The organism is Comamonas sp. BIGb0152 (genome assembly GCF_024809975.1).
Classification (GTDB): domain Bacteria; phylum Pseudomonadota; class Gammaproteobacteria; order Burkholderiales; family Burkholderiaceae_C; genus Comamonas.
In genome coordinates, this window is sequence record NZ_JANUDY010000005.1 from 273,201 (window position 1) to 288,830 (window position 15,630).

The 15,630-nt window shown below is 66.7% G+C and carries 14 protein-coding genes; 11 read left to right on the forward strand and 3 right to left on the reverse strand.

The features are described from left to right. Nucleotides 1-1,521: a DUF2868 domain-containing protein gene (locus M2375_RS12170; protein ID WP_259167124.1), complete on the reverse strand. Its 1,521-nt coding sequence runs from the start codon at nt 1,519-1,521 to the stop codon at nt 1-3. 94 nt (nt 1,522-1,615) lie between these two features. Here M2375_RS12170 and trpB point away from each other — a divergent pair, with 94 nt between their 5' ends. The 11 genes from trpB (at nt 1,616) to M2375_RS12225 (ending at nt 13,562) form a co-directional block, all read left to right on the forward strand. Then, a complete protein-coding gene (gene trpB, locus M2375_RS12175) occupies nt 1,616-2,821 on the forward strand; it encodes a tryptophan synthase subunit beta (RefSeq protein ID WP_259167125.1) in 1,206 nt (401 codons plus the stop codon). A gap of 212 nt (nt 2,822-3,033) precedes the next feature. Next, the gene (locus M2375_RS12180) at nt 3,034-4,035 is read left to right on the forward strand and encodes a LysR family transcriptional regulator (RefSeq protein ID WP_259167126.1); all 1,002 of its coding nucleotides are present in this window, start codon (nt 3,034-3,036) and stop codon (nt 4,033-4,035) included. Nucleotides 4,036-4,046: 11 nt separating this feature from the next. Then, the gene (locus tag M2375_RS12185; protein ID WP_259167128.1) at nt 4,047-5,534 is read left to right on the forward strand and encodes a SidA/IucD/PvdA family monooxygenase; all 1,488 of its coding nucleotides are present in this window, start codon (nt 4,047-4,049) and stop codon (nt 5,532-5,534) included. Next, entirely contained in the window at nt 5,531-6,505 is a 975-nt protein-coding gene (locus M2375_RS12190; protein ID WP_259167131.1) for an ABC transporter permease, read from the forward strand. Before M2375_RS12185 ends, M2375_RS12190 begins: the two co-directional genes overlap by 4 nt. After that, nucleotides 6,502-7,428, forward strand: coding sequence for an ABC transporter permease (locus M2375_RS12195; protein ID WP_259167133.1), 927 nt, complete (start codon nt 6,502-6,504; stop codon nt 7,426-7,428). The genes M2375_RS12190 and M2375_RS12195 overlap by 4 nt, the downstream gene beginning before the upstream one ends. Next, nucleotides 7,425-8,435: an ABC transporter ATP-binding protein gene (locus tag M2375_RS12200; protein WP_259167134.1), complete on the forward strand. Its 1,011-nt coding sequence runs from the start codon at nt 7,425-7,427 to the stop codon at nt 8,433-8,435. The genes M2375_RS12195 and M2375_RS12200 overlap by 4 nt, the downstream gene beginning before the upstream one ends. Before the next feature lie 8 nt (nt 8,436-8,443). After that, nucleotides 8,444-9,472, forward strand: coding sequence for an ABC transporter ATP-binding protein (locus M2375_RS12205; protein ID WP_404979321.1), 1,029 nt, complete (start codon nt 8,444-8,446; stop codon nt 9,470-9,472). 71 nt (nt 9,473-9,543) lie between these two features. Continuing rightward, complete coding sequence (locus M2375_RS12210; RefSeq protein ID WP_259167139.1) at nt 9,544-11,112, forward strand: ABC transporter substrate-binding protein; 1,569 nt, start codon at nt 9,544-9,546, stop codon at nt 11,110-11,112. Further along, on the forward strand, nt 11,112-12,419 hold the full coding sequence (locus M2375_RS12215) for an acyl-CoA thioesterase/bile acid-CoA:amino acid N-acyltransferase family protein (protein WP_259167146.1): 1,308 nt from the start codon (nt 11,112-11,114) through the stop codon (nt 12,417-12,419). The genes M2375_RS12210 and M2375_RS12215 overlap by 1 nt, the downstream gene beginning before the upstream one ends. A 16-nt stretch (nt 12,420-12,435) precedes the next feature. Next, nucleotides 12,436-12,954, forward strand: coding sequence for a CMD domain protein (locus M2375_RS12220; RefSeq protein ID WP_259167169.1), 519 nt, complete (start codon nt 12,436-12,438; stop codon nt 12,952-12,954). Further along, a complete protein-coding gene (locus M2375_RS12225) occupies nt 12,951-13,562 on the forward strand; it encodes a peroxidase-related enzyme (RefSeq protein WP_259167178.1) in 612 nt (203 codons plus the stop codon). The genes M2375_RS12220 and M2375_RS12225 overlap by 4 nt, the downstream gene beginning before the upstream one ends. Before the next feature lie 99 nt (nt 13,563-13,661). Here the strand turns inward: M2375_RS12225 and M2375_RS12230 are convergent, their stop codons facing one another. Continuing rightward, on the reverse strand, nt 13,662-15,035 hold the full coding sequence (locus M2375_RS12230) for an LLM class flavin-dependent oxidoreductase (protein WP_259167181.1): 1,374 nt from the start codon (nt 15,033-15,035) through the stop codon (nt 13,662-13,664). A 30-nt stretch (nt 15,036-15,065) separates the two neighbouring features. Then, complete coding sequence (locus M2375_RS12235) at nt 15,066-15,629, reverse strand: carboxymuconolactone decarboxylase family protein (RefSeq protein WP_259167186.1); 564 nt, start codon at nt 15,627-15,629, stop codon at nt 15,066-15,068. Nucleotide 15,630 lies beyond the last annotated feature (1 nt).

A 15,630-nucleotide genomic window follows, 5' to 3' on the forward strand; every position in this document is an offset into this window, starting at 1 on the left:
TCAGGTGCCGGTGGTGATCAGCTGGGCGTTGAAGCCGTGCTGCTGGGCAAACTCCTGCCACAGGGCTTCGCGCTCCTGCAGGCGGCGGGGCGCGCCGGTGTTGCGCGCGGCAAAATCGCTGGCCCAGAGCCAGAGCTGGCCATTGGCACCATAGCGGTTGCGCAGCTGGGTCAGCAGCTCGCCGTGCACCTCGGCCTCGGGTGTGGCCGACAGGTTGATAAGCGCAATCGCCTGCGCAGCCGGGGCGATATCAACAGCCGGCAGCGGCGCGCCATAGGCCAAGGTCGGCAGCCAGTCGACATGGGCGCCGGCGCCATACAGGCCGATGGCATGGTGGTCGATCGCCGCGCGGCGCTCCGGGGTCACATCCATGCTGAAGGGCAGCAGCACCAGGCGCGTGGCCAGGCCGCCAAAGTCGCGCTGCAGGCGGGCAAAGTAGGCCTGGTTCAGCGGTAGCTGCAGGTGCTGGCGGCGCCAGCGCGCGCGCAGCCCCTGCCAGGCGGCCAGCAGCAAGCGGGGCAGCACGACGGTGGCGCCCAGCAAGGCGGTATAGGCCCAGACCCAGCGCTCGCCCACACTGGAGGCGGGGACTACGATGGCCTCGGCGCCTGCGGCTCCAGCAGCGCGGGCCGCCGGCAGGCTGCTGCTCACCCAGCCCTGCAGCGCCTGGATGTCGGCCAGGCTCCAGGGCGTCGTCCACTGCAGCCATTGGGTGGGGGCGAACAGGATGTTGAGCCAGTGCTGCACCTGCGTGGCCGACAGAAAGGTGCTCTCCCAGCCGACCTGGTATTCCTTGGTCAGGCCCGTGAGCCAGAGCGAGGCCAACGCGCCGACTGCCACCAGCGCAGCACCCAGGTGCAGCCACTGCAGCCACTGGGCATTGCGCACGCCTTCGCTGGCCAGCCACCAGTTGCGCTCAAAGCGCAGCGCCATCTTGCGCAGGCCGCTGCCGCGCAGCGCGGGCATGGCCTTGCCGCGCAGCCGGGCCAGCCAGCCGGGGTGCTCGTCGGAAACTGTGGCGCTGGGGGCTGCGCCGCTGGCGGCCAGTTGTGCGGGTTCCCAAGGGGCCACTCTGGCGGGTTGGCGCCGCGCCAGGCGCAGCAGGCTGCGCAGCAGCAGCACCGCATACATCAGCAGGTTCCACAGCACGATGCCCATCAGGGACAGCGACAGCAGATCGACCCGGTGCGGGTCGGTAATGCGGTGGCTGGCAAAGCCAAAGCACAGCGCCAGCAAGCCGATGGCCAGCGGTGCCCAGCGCGCCAGGCCGGGGGCATGCTGCCACAGCTGGCGCACATCGGCGGGCAGCTGGCTGGCCTGGATGATGCGCTTGGCGCGCAGCTGCAAAAACTGGGCAAAGGCAGCCTGGCCGGCCCTGCCACCCAAGGCGGGTTTGCCCAAGGTGTGCAGCACCTCCTGCGTGATGGCCTCGCAGCGCGCGGCGCTGGGCAGGGCCTCATGGGGGGGCGAGGTTTCGATGGCGTGGGCCAGGGCGATATCACGAACGGCGTCAGCTTTCATGGCAGCTATTGTGGCATCGGGAAAACCTGCAAGGTTTTGCCGGGGGCGCTGTGGTATCAACAAGGCTTTGCCATCACGGAGACAACGCAGCTTTATGACAACAATGCACTTTGCCGCCATGCCCGATGCCGACGGTTTCTTTGGCGCCTACGGTGGCCAGCTGGTGCCGCCGCACCTCAAGCAGGCCATGGACGATATCTCTGTGGCCTATGACCAGATCGTGCAGCGCCAGGATTTTCAGGACGAACTCCAGCAGCTGTTCCAGGACTATGTGGGCCGCCCCAGCCCCATCTTCCATGCCCGCCGCCTGTCGGAGCAGCTGGGCGGCGCGCAGATCCACTTGAAGCGCGAGGACCTCAACCACACGGGAGCGCACAAGATCAACCACTGCCTGGGTGAGGCGCTGCTGGCCAAGTTCATGGGCAAGACCAAGGTGATTGCCGAGACCGGCGCCGGCCAGCATGGCGTGGCCCTGGCGACGGCCTGCGCGCTGGTGGGCATCCCCTGCGAGATCCACATGGGCCAGGTCGATATCGAAAAGGAGCACCCCAATGTCACCAAGATGCGCATCCTGGGCTGCAAGCTGGTGCCGGTGACCTTTGGCCAGGCGACCTTGAAGGAGGCGGTGGACAGCGCGTTTGAGGAATACCTCAAGGACCCGACGAACTACCTGTATGCCATCGGCTCGGTCGTGGGCCCGCACCCGTTCCCGAAGATGGTGCGCGATTTCCAATCCATCATCGGGCGCGAGGCGCGCGAGCAGTTCCAGACCCGCCACGGCAAGCTGCCCGACTATGTGGCCGCCTGCGTGGGTGGCGGCTCCAATGCGATGGGCATCTTCACGGCCTTTTTGCCCGATGCCGGTGTGAAGCTGGTGGGCGTGGAGCCAGCAGGCGAGGGCGTGGACCAGCCGGGCAAGCATGCCGCCACCTTGTCGGTGGGCAAGCCCGGCGCCATCCATGGCATGAAGTGCTATGTGCTGGAAAACGCCGATGGCAGCCCCGCGGCCGTGCATTCCATCGCCTCGGGCCTGGACTACCCCGGCGTGGGCCCGCAGCACAGCTACTTGAAGGACCTGGGCCGGGTCGACTACCAGGCGGTAGACGACAAGGCCTGCCTCCAGGCCTTCATGACCCTGTCGCGGGTCGAGGGCATCATCCCGGCACTGGAAAGCGCCCATGCCGTGGCCTGGGCCATGCGCATTGCGCCCCAGCTGGACAAGGGGGTCAACATCCTCGTCAACCTCTCGGGCCGGGGCGACAAGGATGCCGATTACGTGGCCAAGAAGCTGGGGCTCTGAGCTGCACAGCGGCAGCCACCACAGCCACCACAGCCACTACATCCACACACAGGGAGCGCAGGCTCCCTTTTTTGCGCCCCCATTCTCCGTAGCGGCAGACCGGGCTCCTGCCTCTACGCGGGTAAATACGCTTCTGCTATTTGGATATGCTGATTTAGTATTTGTGAATTGCATACTCAATGCTTCAGAATGCGGTTTTCGCATTCAATACCATGGAACTTCGCCAGCTTGAGGCCTTCGCGGCCGTGATCTCGACCGGCAGCGTGACGGCCGCCGGCCGCATGCTGGGCCGTTCGCAGCCGGCGATCAGCCGCTTGGTGCAGGAGCTGGAGCAGGAGATTGGCTACGCGCTGTTCAGCCGCAATGGCCCGCGCATTACCCCCAATGAACAAGGATTTTTGCTGTATGAGGACGTGGCCCATGCGCTGCACAGCCTGCAGCAAATCCGCCAGCGCGCCCGCGAGATCGCAGGCGGTAGCCAGCGCCCGCTGAACCTGCTGGCCACGCCGGCGCTGGCCGCGGGCCTGGTGCCTGCGGCGCTGGCGCGGCTCGAAGGCGCGATGGCGCAGAGCATCTCGCACATCCAGCTGCGCAGCGCATCGCCCGAGCAGGTGGCGCAAGGCGTGCTGACCGGTGCCGCCCAGTTGGGCGTGAGCAGCCTGCCGCTGGAGCACCGGGGCCTGCAGGTGCACTGGATTGGCCGCGCACCCTGCGTGGCGGTGCTGCCCGAAGGCGATCCCCTGGCCGCACTGGACGTGGTGCCACTGCTGGCGCTGGCTGAGCGCCGCATCATCACCATGGCCAACCCCTACCGGCTGCGCGGGCGCCTGGATGAGGCCTTTGCCGCAGCCCGCCCTGGCGCGCAGCCCGGCCAGACCCAGTTCATGGAAACCAATGCCTCGGTCAACGCGATGGCCGCTGTGCGCGCGGGCCTGGGCGTATCGGTGCTGGAGCCGGTGACAGCGCTGGGCCTGCCCTTGCAAGGCGTGGTGGTGCGGCCGCTGGATACCGAAATCCCCTTTTTGTTTGGCGTGGTCAGCCAGCAGGCCACGCCGTGCACGCCGGCCATGGATGCGCTGTGCCAGGCCCTGACCGAGGTGGCGCAGGCGCTGCTGCCCGGCTTTGTACTGCATGACGCGCGGGCCCATGCCGCGCTGCTGGAAGAGATGCTGCCCGAGGGCCAGCGGCCCGGCGCGGGCCCCCAAGAACTTTGAGAGAACCACGAATGAACGACGACCGTTTACTGCCGCCCCAGGGGCTGGCCGCACTCGAAGCCCGGGTGCGCCAGGACCTGGCCTGGCTGGACCTGCCCGCCAAGGACTGGCTGCCCGAGACCGCGCTGGAGGGCGTGCCGGTGCTGCCCGTGGCCATCATTGGCGGCGGCATGTCGGGCCTGGCCGCATGCGCGGCGCTGCGCTTTATGGGCGTGCCGGCCGAGATTTTTGACCAGTCGCCGGCGGGCTTTGAAGGCCCCTGGGCGACGACGGCACGCATGGAAACCCTGCGCTCGCCCAAGCAGCTCACCGGCCCGGCGCTGGGCAAACCGGCACTCACCTTCCGCGCCTGGTTCGAGTCGCAGTTCGGCCTGGAGGCCTGGGAGGCGCTCGACAAGATCCCGCGCCTGCAGTGGATGGACTACCTGCGCTGGTACCGCCAGGTGCTGGCGCTGCCGGTGCACAACGGCCACAAGGTGCTGGCCGTGCGCCCGCGCGGTGCCGATGGTGTCGTGCAGCTGGACCTGGACACGCCCAGCGGCAAGCGCCAGGTGCTGGCCCGCCATGTGGTGCTGGCCACCGGCCGCGACGGCCTGGGCGGCGCCTATGTGCCCGAGATGGCCCACAGCCTGCCGCGCGACCGCTGGGCCCATTCGTCGGACACCACGGACTACACCCAACTGGCCGGCCAGCGCATCGGCGTGGTGGGGGCCGGTGCCTCGGCCATGGACAGCGCAGCGACGGCGCTGGAGAGCGGCGCGGCCAGCGTCGATCTGCTGATCCGCCGCAAGGACATTCCCCGCGTCAACAAGGGCAAGGGGGCTGGCAGCCCGGGCCTCACCTACGGCCATCTGCAGCTGCCCGACGACTGGAAGTGGAAGATCCGCCACTACATCAATGTGCAGCAGGTGCCGCCACCCCGGGGCAGCACCTTGCGCGTCTCGCGCCATGCCAACGCCCGCTTCAACCTGGGCTGCGCGATTGAGCGCATGGAATGGACCGGCGACGAGATCCGCGTACATACCTCCAAAGGCGTGTTCCACCTCGACTTTGTCGTGTTCTCCACCGGCTTTCGCATCGACTGGACCTCGCGCAGCGAGTTTGCCCCCTTTGCCGCCCATGTGCGCAACTGGGGCGACCGCTTCCGCCACCCCGAGGGCGAGGACGACCAGGAGCTGTCCGACTCGCCCGACCTGGGCCCGGCCTTTGAGCTGCAGCAAAAGATTCCCGGCGCCTGCCCGGGGCTGGAGCGCATCCATGCGTTCTCCTACCCGGCCGCGCTGACGCATGGCACGGTGTCCGGCGATATTCCTGCGATCAGCGTGGGCGCCGAGCGCCTGGCCCAGGGCATCAGCAGCCGTCTGTATGCCGAAGATGTGCAGTGGCACTTCGAAAAGCTGCAGGCCTTCAGCGACCCCGAGGTGTTTGGCGATGAGTGGACGCCAGCCGAGCCGCCTGGCCAGACCGCCGCGCTGCTGGACAAGGCGGGCGCACCATGATCGGCTGGCTGCTGCGCCGCCTTGCGCAGGCCGTGGTGGTGGTGCTGCTGATGACGGTGATCGTCTTCGTGGGCCTGCATGCCATTGGCAACCCGGTCGATATTCTGATCGGCCAGGACGTGGACCAGGTCGAGCGCGCGCGCATCATCGCCCAGCTGGGTTTTGACCAGCCGCTGTGGCGCCAGTACCTGGGCTTTGTCGGCGGTGCGCTGCAGGGCAACCTGGGCGTGAGCTTTGTCTACAACGTGCCGGCCATCGAGCTGATCTTGCAGCGCCTGCCCGCCACCCTGGAGCTAGCGATTGCTGCGCTGCTCATCGCCGTGGTGCTGGGCGTGCCGCTGGGCCTTTTGGCCGGCTTGTATCCGGACAGCTGGTTTTCCAAATCCATCATGGCCGGCAGCATTGTGGGCTTTTCGCTGCCCACCTTCTGGGTCGGACTGATGCTGATCATGACCTTCAGCGTCTCGCTGGGCATGCTGCCGTCCAGCGGACGCGGCCAGACGGTGGAGTTTCTCGGCGCGCAGTGGTCGTTTTTGACCACTGATGGCCTCAGGCACATGCTGCTGCCCGCTATCAACCTGTCGCTGTTCAAGATCTCGCTGGTGATCCGCCTGACACGCGCCGGTGTGCGTGAGGTGCTGCCGCTGGACTATGTGAAGTTTGCCCGCGCCAAAGGCCTGTCGCCCTTGCGCGTGGTGGGCCTGCATGTGCTGCGCAATACCATGATTCCGCTGGTCACCGTGCTGGGGCTGGAGCTGGGCTCGACCATCGCCTTTGCGGTGGTGACCGAGAGCATCTTCTCCTGGCCGGGCGCCGGAAAATTGATTTTGGACAGCATCAATGCGCTGGACCGGCCGGTCATCGTCTCCTACCTGGTGGTGGTGGTCTGCCTGTTTGTCACGCTCAATCTGGTCGTGGATATTTTGTACAAGGTGCTCGACCCCCGCGTGCGCCTGGAAGGCGCAGCATGAGCAGTACCAACACCCCCGTGGGCACGGCTCCGGCCAAGGCACTGCGCCAACCCTCGCCCTGGCGCGCGCATGTGGCTGATTTCATGGCCTCGCGCCTGGCGCTGTTTGGCCTGATCGTCGCCGTGGTGCTGATTCTGGCGGCGCTGGTGGCGCCCTGGATCACGCCGCAGAACCCCTATGACCTGCAGCAGCTCGATGTGCTTGATGCGCGGCTGCCGCCGGGCTCGGCCAATGGCCTGGACAGCTTCCGCTACCTGCTGGGCACCGATGGCCAGGGCCGCGATCTGTACTCCGCGATTCTCTACGGCCTGCGCATCAGCCTGGTGGTGGGCGTCGGATCGGCGCTGATTGCCGGCGTGGTGGGCACCTTGCTGGGCTTGCTGGCCGCCTATGCCGGTGGCAAGACGGACACGGTGATCATGCGCGTGGTCGATCTGATCCTGTCCTTCCCCTCGATCCTGGTGGCGATGATGATCCTGGCCTACCTGGGCAAGGGCGTGGGCAATGTGGTGCTGACCCTGGTGATCCTGGAATGGGCCTACTACGCCCGCACCGCACGCGGCCAGGCCCTGGTCGAGCGCCGGCGCGAGTATGTCGAGGCGGCGCGCTGCCTCGATATCCCCAACTGGCGCATCATGGTGCGCCATATCCTGCCCAACTGCCTGCCGCCACTGATCGTGATCGGCACCTTGCAGATCGCCCGCGCCATCACCCTGGAGGCTACCCTGAGTTTTCTGGGCCTGGGCGTGCCGGTGACAGAGCCGTCACTGGGTCTGCTGATCTCCAACGGCTACCAGTTCATGCTCTCGGGCCAGTACTGGATCAGCTTCTACCCCGGCATTGCGCTCTTGGTCACCATCGTGGCGATCAACCTGGTGGGCGACCGCCTGCGCGATGTCCTGAACCCGAGGAACACCCGATGAGCAGCGTGCCCACCTTGCAGGTGCGCAATCTGCGCACCGAGTTCGCGACCCGCGCCGGCACCCTGCGCGCGGTCAATGATGTGTCTTTCAGCGTGGAGCGGGGCCGCATTCTGGGCCTGGTGGGCGAGTCCGGTTCGGGCAAGTCCGTCACTGGTTTTTCCATCATGGGCCTGGTCGATGCGCCGGGCCGCGTGACGGGCGGCGAGATCCTGTTCCAGGGCCGCGATATCACCAAGATCACGCCCCGTGAGCTGCGCCATCTGCAGGGCAACCGCATCGCGATGATCTTCCAGGACCCGATGATGACGCTCAACCCCGTGTTGCGCGTGGACACGCAGATGATCGAAGCGGTGCGCGCCCACACCTCGGTCAGCAAGGCCCAGGCGCGTGAGCGGGCCCGCGAGACCTTGGCGATGATGGGCATTGCCAGCCCCGACGAGCGCCTGCAGGCCTACCCGCACCAGCTCTCGGGCGGCATGCGCCAGCGCGTGGCCATTGCCACCGCCATGCTGCACCGGCCCGATCTGATCATTGCTGACGAGCCCACGACGGCGCTGGATGTGACCATCCAGGCGCAGATCCTGTCCGAGGTGCAAAAGCTGGCGCGCCAGCAGGGCACGGCGCTGATCTGGATCACCCACGACCTGTCGGTGGTGGCGGGGCTGGCCGACGAAGTCGCCGTGATGTATGCCGGCCGCATCGTTGAGCAAGGCGGCGTGGACGCCGTGCTGGACAGCCCCTTGCACCCCTATACCGCTGGCCTTATCGGCAGCCTGCCGGCCAACAACCGGCGCGGCAGCCGCTTGCAGCAGATTCCGGGCATGACGCCCAATATGCTGCAGCTGCCGCCCGGTTGCGCCTTTGCCGCGCGCTGCGCCCGCGCCACTGCCGCTTGCCAGGCCCAGCCCGAGCAGACCGAGCCGCTGCCCGGGCGCCTGGTGCGCTGCTTTCACCCGGCGCTGACCGCTAATGCCGCCCCGGCGCAGAGCCTGGAGGTGCGCGTATGACTGACACGATGACGAATACACCCACGGCAGACCCCACGTTGCCCACCCCGGTAGTGGAGCTGCGCCAGGTCAGCAAGCGTTTTGGCGAGCAAAAGCCCGGTCTGGGCGGGCGCCTGCTGCAAAGCCTGGGCCTGGAAAAGCCCCACCCGGTGACCCGCGCGGTCGACCGTGTCGATCTGCTGGTGCGCCCCGGCGAGGTGGTGGGCCTGGTGGGCGAATCCGGTTGCGGCAAATCCACCTTGGGCCGCATCGCGGCGGGGCTGCTGCCACCGTCGGATGGCGAAGTGCTGTTCTCCGGCAAGGCCATGGCCAGCCTGACGCCGGCCGAGCGCCATGCCGAGCGCCTGCGCATCCAGATGATTTTTCAGGACCCGTACGCCAGCCTGAACCCGCGCCTGCGCGTGGACGAGATCGTCGGCGAGGCGGCCCGCATCCATGGCCTGGTTGACCAGGCTGGTTTTGACGATTACGTGTGCGCGCAGATGGAGCGCGCCGGGCTGGACCCGGCCTTGCGCAGCCGCTACCCGCACCAGTTCAGCGGTGGCCAGCGCCAGCGCATTGGTATTGCGCGCGCGCTGGCCGTGCAGCCCAGCATGCTGGTCTGCGACGAGGCGGTGGCCGCCCTCGATGTGTCCATCCAGGCGCAGATCCTGAACCTGTTCATGGACCTGCGCGAGCAACTGCACCTGACCTATCTGTTCATCAGCCATGACCTGGGCGTCGTCGAGCATATCTGCGACCGGGTGGTGGTCATGTACCTGGGCCGCGTGATCGAGACCGCACCGGTCGAAGAGCTGTTTGCCCGGCCCAACCACCCCTACACCCAGGCCTTGCTGGCCGAGGTGCCCAACATGAACGCGCGCCACAAGACCTACTCGGCGATCCAGGGCGAAATCCCCAGCCCGTTGAACCCGCCCAGCGGCTGCCACTTTCATCCGCGCTGTCCGCGTGCCATGCCGCGCTGCAAAGTGGAGGCGCCCCAGCTCAAGGGCATTGCCATCCAGCACCAAAGCGCCTGCCATTTGAACGACGCCTGAACGCTCAGCTGAGCGCCGCCTTTTTCTCCGTATTCATTGCCCCGTTTTCACAGTTTCACCAGGAGTTCGCCATGAAACGCATCATCGTCTCTTCCCTCACCGCTGCCCTGATGGGTGCTGGCCTGGCTGCCCATGCGCAGACCTTGAACATCGGCTTTGCCGACCCGGTCTCGTCGATGGACCCCCAGCTCAACAACCACGCCGGCGACCGCTCGGTGGACCTGCACTTCTGGGATCTGCTGGTGCAGAACAACCACAACAAGCTGCAGCCCGGCCTGGCCGCCAGCTGGAAGAACCTGGACCCCAAGACCTGGGAGTTCAAACTGCGCAGCGATGTGAAGTGGCAAGACGGCAAGGCCTTCAGCGCCGAGGATGTCATCTACTCCTACCAGCGCGCCCGCGCCGTGCCCGGCAGCGTGGCCACCTTTGCCGGCTACCTGCGCACCGTCGAATCGGTCACCGCCAAGGACCCGCACACGCTGATCATCAAGACCACCATCCCCAACCCCGATCTGCCGCTGAACCTGGCCTCGGTGCACATCGTCAGCAAGCATGTGGGCGAGAAGTCGGCCACCGAGGACTACAACTCGGGCAAGGCCATGGTCGGTTCGGGCCCCTACAAATGGGTGTCTTACACGCCGGGCGACCGCGTGGTGATGCAGCGCAATGAGGGCTACTGGGGTGACAAGCCGATCTGGGACAAGGTCAACTACCGCTACATCAACAACGCCGCATCGCGCACCGCCGCACTGCTGGCTGGCGACGTGGATGTGATCGACAAGGTCTCGGTGTCTGACCTGGCCCGCCTCAAGAGCGCGCCCAACATCGCCGTCTACCCCTACGACGGCCTGCGCGTGATGCTGCTGCAACCGAGCTTCAACCCGGCGCCCAATGCCTTTATCACCGACAACGCCGGCAAGCCCTTGCCCAAGAACCCGCTGCTGGACCAGCGCGTGCGTGAGGCGCTGAACCTGGCCATCAACCGGGGCGCCATCGTCGACCGCATCCTGCAGGACGCGGCCACCGAGGCCAACCAGTGGATGCCCAAGAACACCTATGGCTACAACCCCGACATCAAGAACATTCCTTTTGATGCCGCCAAGGCCAAGAAGCTGCTGGCCGATGCCGGTTTCCCCGAAGGCTTCAAGCTGACCATGCATGTGCCCAACGACCGCTACCCACAAGGCCCGGAAACGGCCCAGGTGGTGGCCCAGTTCTGGACGCGCATTGGCGTCAAGACCCAGGTCGAGGTGGTGCCATGGGCCGTGTACTCGGGCCGCGCCAACAAGAATGAATTTGCGATGAGCATGCTTGCCTGGGGCAATGGCACCGGTGAAGCGAGCTACGCGCTGGTCAATGTGCTGGCCACGGTCGATGCCAAGAAGGGCCTGGGCGCCTCCAACTGGGGCCACTACAGCAACGCCGCGGTGGACAAGGCGCTGACCGAATCCACCGAAGAGTTCGACATGGCCAAGCGCGAAGGCATCCTGCGCCAGTCGGCCAAGGTGGTGTCCGATGACGTCGGCATCATCCCGCTGTTCCACTACCGCAATATCTGGGCGGCCAAGAAGGGCCTGAAGGTCACCCCGTTCAGCAGCGACCGCACCACCGCATCGATGGTCACCAAGGTGGCTCCCTGATGGCCCAGCTGTCCATCACGATTGACCAGGCGGACGCGCTGATCGATGTGGCGCGCCACATCCGCATCGAAGGCGCGCAGCCCGGTGAGGCGGTGGAGGTGACTGCCGAGACCCAGCGCAGCGGTGTGCTGTGGCGCGCGCAGGCGCGCTTCATCGCCGATGCGCAGGGGACTGTCGATCTGAACCGCGATGCGCCCGTCTCCGGCAGCTATGCCGGTGTCGATGGCATGGGCCTGGTCTGGTCGCAAAGCCCGGTGCAATCCACCAGCCGCGAGCTGTTCAACCAGACAGTGACGGATGCGCTACTGACTGATCTGACGGCTAGCACAGCGGCTGCGCAAGCGCAGGCCAGCTTCAGCCAGCAGCTCGCTGCCCCCGGCGTCACCCGCCGCGAGGTGCGCGAGGACGGCCTGGTCGGCACTCTGTACCTGCCCGCTGGCCCGGGACCGCACCCGGCGGTGATGATCGTCAACGGCTCCGGCGGCGGCATCAACGAGCCGCGCGCGGCGCTCTATGCATCGCGCGGCTATGCGGCCTTTGCGCTGGCGTATTTCAAGGCGCCAGGCCTGTCGCCCTATATCTCCAACACCCCGCTGGAGTATTTTGAAAAAGGCCTGCAATGGCTGCGCCGCACGGTGCAACCGGCGCATGACTTTGTCGCGCTCAGCGGCCAGTCGCGCGGGGGTGAGCTGGTGCTGCTGCTGGGGGCCACCTTTGCGCAGCAGGTATCGGCCGTGGTGGGCTATGTGCCCAGCGCTTTTGTGCACAGCGGCCAGAACGCCTGCGACCCCCAGGTCGGCCGCGAAGGCCCGACCTGGCTGCTGGGCGGTAAACCGCTGACCCACATCTGGGAGAACAACCGCACAGCGAGCTGGGCACCGTTTGACGAAGGCCCATCGCCCCACCGCCATGAGCGTGCAATGCGCACGGCCTTGCGCGATGCCGAGGCCGTGGCGCGTGCGCGCATCCCGGTGGAGCGCATCCAGGGCCCGGTGATGCTGTTGTCGGCCACCGACGATGGCTCCTGGCCGTCGAGCGCGTATGCGCAAATGGTGCGCGACAAGCTCGCCGAGGTGCAGCACCCGCACGATGTGCAGTGGCTGGACTTTGAGCGTGCCGGCCACGCCATCCTGTTCCCCTATGTGCCGACCACCCAGCTGGTCTATGCGCATCCGGTCTCCGGCAAGGTCAGCACCGGGGGCGGCAACCCGGCCGACAACGCCCATGCCGATGCTGCGTCCTGGCAGGGCGTGCTGCAGTTTCTAGAAAGCGCAGTGGCGGCCAAGGCCGGCGCTGCACAACCATAAATCCAAGGAGTCATGCATGTCCACTTCCCCCAGCGATGACCTGATCGACCGCCTGGTCGGTCTGGCACCGGGCAGCCGCACCTATGCGGCCCGCCACCAGCGCGCAAAAGTCGTTGCCGCCACCCAGGGCAGCTACCAGGCGCTGTTTGATCCGGCCCTGCCGGGCATCAGTCTGGCCGAGCGCCTGCTGGTGGCGCTGTACGCCTGCCGCCTGACCCCCGCGCCAGAACTGGCTGCCCACTACCGCGAACGCCTGCAGCAGCTGGCTGTGGATGCCGCGCTGGTTGCCGTGTCCGACACCGGCCAGCCCCAGGATGCGCAAGACCCGCGCCTGGTCGCCATGCTGGCCTTCACCCGCACCTTGATCGAGAACCCGATTGAGGGCGACAAGGCCGCGCTGCAAACCCTGCCAGCCGCTGGCATCAGCACCCCGGCCGTCGTGGCACTGTCGCAGCTGATCGCGTTTCTCTCCTACCAGGTCCGCCTCGTCGCCGGTCTGCAAGCCATGAAAGCATCTGAGGAGGCCACCGCATGAGCACGCCCGCCGCATTCCAACCCGCCCAGGTCATCCGCGCCCACGGCTTCACCAACGAATCGCTGGAGTGGAAAGCCTGGCTCGATGTCGTTCAGCTCGACCAGGCCACCTCCGACCAGATGGCCGTGCTCGAAGAGAGCCACCCCAAGGCCAAAACCTCGGACTACTACCTGTTCCTGGTACACCAGCCGCAGATCCTGCGCGAGCGCTCCACCGCCTTCAACGCCATCATGTATGCGCCCGGTGGCCTCTCGCGTGCCGAGCGCGAGCTGGGCTCCACGGTGGTCTCGCGCATCAACGGCTGTGTGTACTGCGCCTCCGTGCATGCCCAGCGCTTTGAGCAGCTGGCCAAGCGCAGCGACACCATCGCCCAGGTGTTCGAAGAGCCCGCCACCGCTGGCACTACCGAGCGCGAAAAAGCCATCGTGCAGTTCTCGATCAAGATCACCGAGCAGCCCGCTGCGCTGAACGCCGCCGACATCGACGCGCTCAAGGCCCAGGGCCTGAACGACGGCGAGGTGCTGGACTTGTTGCACTCGGACGCGATCTTTGCCTGGGCCAACCGCCTGATGCTGAACCTGGGCGAGCCGCTGATGCCTGAGGCCTGAAGCGGCTGTCTGTGCTGAAGCAAGAACCCCCATCGCCTGTTGCCGGGCGATGGGGGCTGTTTTTTTGGGTGATGGTTGAGGTAACCGTCCGCTGCAAAATCAGCGCCGGTAAGCCGCCCCCGGATGGCTGGCCGGCAGCAGCTTGCCCCCTGCCGGGAACAGCTTTTCGCGCAAGGTCCCTTCTGCGTAGCGCGTCTTGAACAGGCCCCGGTTTTGCAGCTCGGGGACCAGCAGGTCGACGATGGCGTCCAGGCTCTCGGGCATGACGGTGCGCACAAGGTTGAAGCCGTCGATATCGCTCTCAGCCACCCAATGGGCCATCTGGTCGGCGACCTCCGTTGGCGAGCCGATGAAGACTGGCGCCCGCGCGCCGACGGGGCTGAAGTCCAGCAGATCGCGCACGGTGGGCGGCTGCGGCGTGTTGCGGGTCAGGTGCTCGACGGTGGACTGGATGGCATTGGTCTTGGCAAAGGGCAGTATGTCGTCCAGGTCCAGCTTGGACAGATCCATGCCGGTCCAGCCCGAGACCAGCGCGAGCTGACCGGCGCTGTCCAGGTAGCGGCGGTATTCGTCGCGCAGATCCTGGGCTTCGGCGGCAGTGGGCGCAACGATCACGGTGGCGCCCAGCAAGGTGAGCAGATCGTAGGGGTCGCGCCCGGCCATGCGGGCTGATTCGCGCAAGGCCTTGACCGACTTGGCCGCTGCCGCAGGCGTGGGGCCGTTGATAAAGCAGGCCTCGGCATGGCGGCCGGCAAATTGCTGGCCCCGCGCGGAGCTGCCAGCCTGGTACAGCAGCGGCGTGCGCTGGGGCGAGGGTTCGGCCAGCGCCCGGCCATGCACGCGGTAGTAGGGGCCGTCATGGGCGACGGCATGCACGCGCTCGGGGTGCGTGAACACGCCTGTGTCCTTGTCGCGCACGGCAGCGCCCGCCTCCCAGCTGCCCTCCCAGAGCTGGTAGATCGCGGCCATAAAGTCTTCGGCTACGTCATAGCGCTCGTCATGGTCGCGCAGGCTGTCGTGGCCCAGACCGCGCGCACCGCTCTCCAGGTAGCCGGTGACGATGTTCCAGCCCAGGCGGCCATGGGTCAGGTGGTCCAAGGTGCCAAAGCGCCGCGCAAAGGAAAAGGGGTGGTCGTTGCTGAGGCTGGCTGTCACGCCAAAACCGATGTGCTCGGTCACCAAGGCCATCGCCGAGATAAGCATGCTCGGGTCCAGCTGCGGGGACTGGGCCCCCGCCGCCAGCGCCGCATCGGCACTGCCGGCGTAGACGTCGTAGATGCCGAACACATCGGCGATAAAGATGCCGTCGAGAAGGCCGCGCTCTGCCGTGCGGGCCATGTCCGCCCAGTAGCGCAGCTGGTTGTATTGCGCCTGGTTGTCGCGCGGGTGCTTCCACAGGCCCGCCCAGTTGTGGGAGGGCGCAGCCATCTGAAAGCTGTTGAGGCGCAGTTCACGCCGGGGCTGTCTGCTCATTCCCATAAATCCATCACGCTGCCTCTGCCCTTAGACCTGTGCCGCCGCCTCGCTGGCCGCCGGGCTGGCCAGTGGCGCGGTCTGCACCTGCAGGATGTCGTTGAAGCGGTTGAAGGCGCCGCACAGCGCCGTACGCCAGGTCAGCTCCACAATCTGCGCTTCGCTGAAGTGCTGGTGCAGGCGCGTGAAGATTTCATCGCGCGTCTGGCTCCAGTTGCGGGTCACGGCGATGGCGTATTCCACCACCAAGCGATCCACCTCGTTCAGCTCAGGGTGGCTGGCGTAGTCCAGCAGGCTTTGTACGCCTTGCTCTGACAGGCCTTCGACGAGCAGCTTGGGGCCGTGGTGGTCGATGCAGTACTCGCATTCATTGAGCAGCGAGACGGTGACGATGGCCAGCTCGGTGTAGCGCCTGGGCAGCACGGCCTCTTGGCCCAGTTGCAGCAGCAGCGCCCAGGTCTGCGAGAAGATGGGCAGGCGCTGCGCCATGACGCCGGCCTGGTCGGCAAAATCGCCGGCGGCCAGCATGCGGTCCCACAGCGGTTGCTCTGCGGCGGGCAGGTCGTCGCGGGATTTGCGGGTGATTCGGGACATG

What these genes read in the sequence shown, in the direction of transcription:
- M2375_RS12230 (WP_259167181.1), bottom strand. Translation starts at nt 15,035, where the DNA reads ATGAGCAGACAGCCCCGGCGTGAACTGCGCCTCAACAGCTTTCAGATG.
- M2375_RS12190 (WP_259167131.1), top strand. Translation starts at nt 5,531, where the DNA reads ATGATCGGCTGGCTGCTGCGCCGCCTTGCGCAGGCCGTGGTGGTGGTG.
- M2375_RS12235 (WP_259167186.1), bottom strand. Translation starts at nt 15,629, where the DNA reads ATGTCCCGAATCACCCGCAAATCCCGCGACGACCTGCCCGCCGCAGAG.
- M2375_RS12210 (WP_259167139.1), top strand. Translation starts at nt 9,544, where the DNA reads ATGAAACGCATCATCGTCTCTTCCCTCACCGCTGCCCTGATGGGTGCT.
- M2375_RS12170 (WP_259167124.1), bottom strand. Translation starts at nt 1,521, where the DNA reads ATGAAAGCTGACGCCGTTCGTGATATCGCCCTGGCCCACGCCATCGAA.
- M2375_RS12195 (WP_259167133.1), top strand. Translation starts at nt 6,502, where the DNA reads ATGAGCAGTACCAACACCCCCGTGGGCACGGCTCCGGCCAAGGCACTG.
- M2375_RS12220 (WP_259167169.1), top strand. Translation starts at nt 12,436, where the DNA reads ATGTCCACTTCCCCCAGCGATGACCTGATCGACCGCCTGGTCGGTCTG.
- M2375_RS12225 (WP_259167178.1), top strand. Translation starts at nt 12,951, where the DNA reads ATGAGCACGCCCGCCGCATTCCAACCCGCCCAGGTCATCCGCGCCCAC.
- M2375_RS12200 (WP_259167134.1), top strand. Translation starts at nt 7,425, where the DNA reads ATGAGCAGCGTGCCCACCTTGCAGGTGCGCAATCTGCGCACCGAGTTC.
- M2375_RS12215 (WP_259167146.1), top strand. Translation starts at nt 11,112, where the DNA reads ATGGCCCAGCTGTCCATCACGATTGACCAGGCGGACGCGCTGATCGAT.
- M2375_RS12205 (WP_404979321.1), top strand. Translation starts at nt 8,444, where the DNA reads ATGACGAATACACCCACGGCAGACCCCACGTTGCCCACCCCGGTAGTG.
- M2375_RS12180 (WP_259167126.1), top strand. Translation starts at nt 3,034, where the DNA reads ATGGAACTTCGCCAGCTTGAGGCCTTCGCGGCCGTGATCTCGACCGGC.
- trpB (WP_259167125.1), top strand. Translation starts at nt 1,616, where the DNA reads ATGACAACAATGCACTTTGCCGCCATGCCCGATGCCGACGGTTTCTTT.
- M2375_RS12185 (WP_259167128.1), top strand. Translation starts at nt 4,047, where the DNA reads ATGAACGACGACCGTTTACTGCCGCCCCAGGGGCTGGCCGCACTCGAA.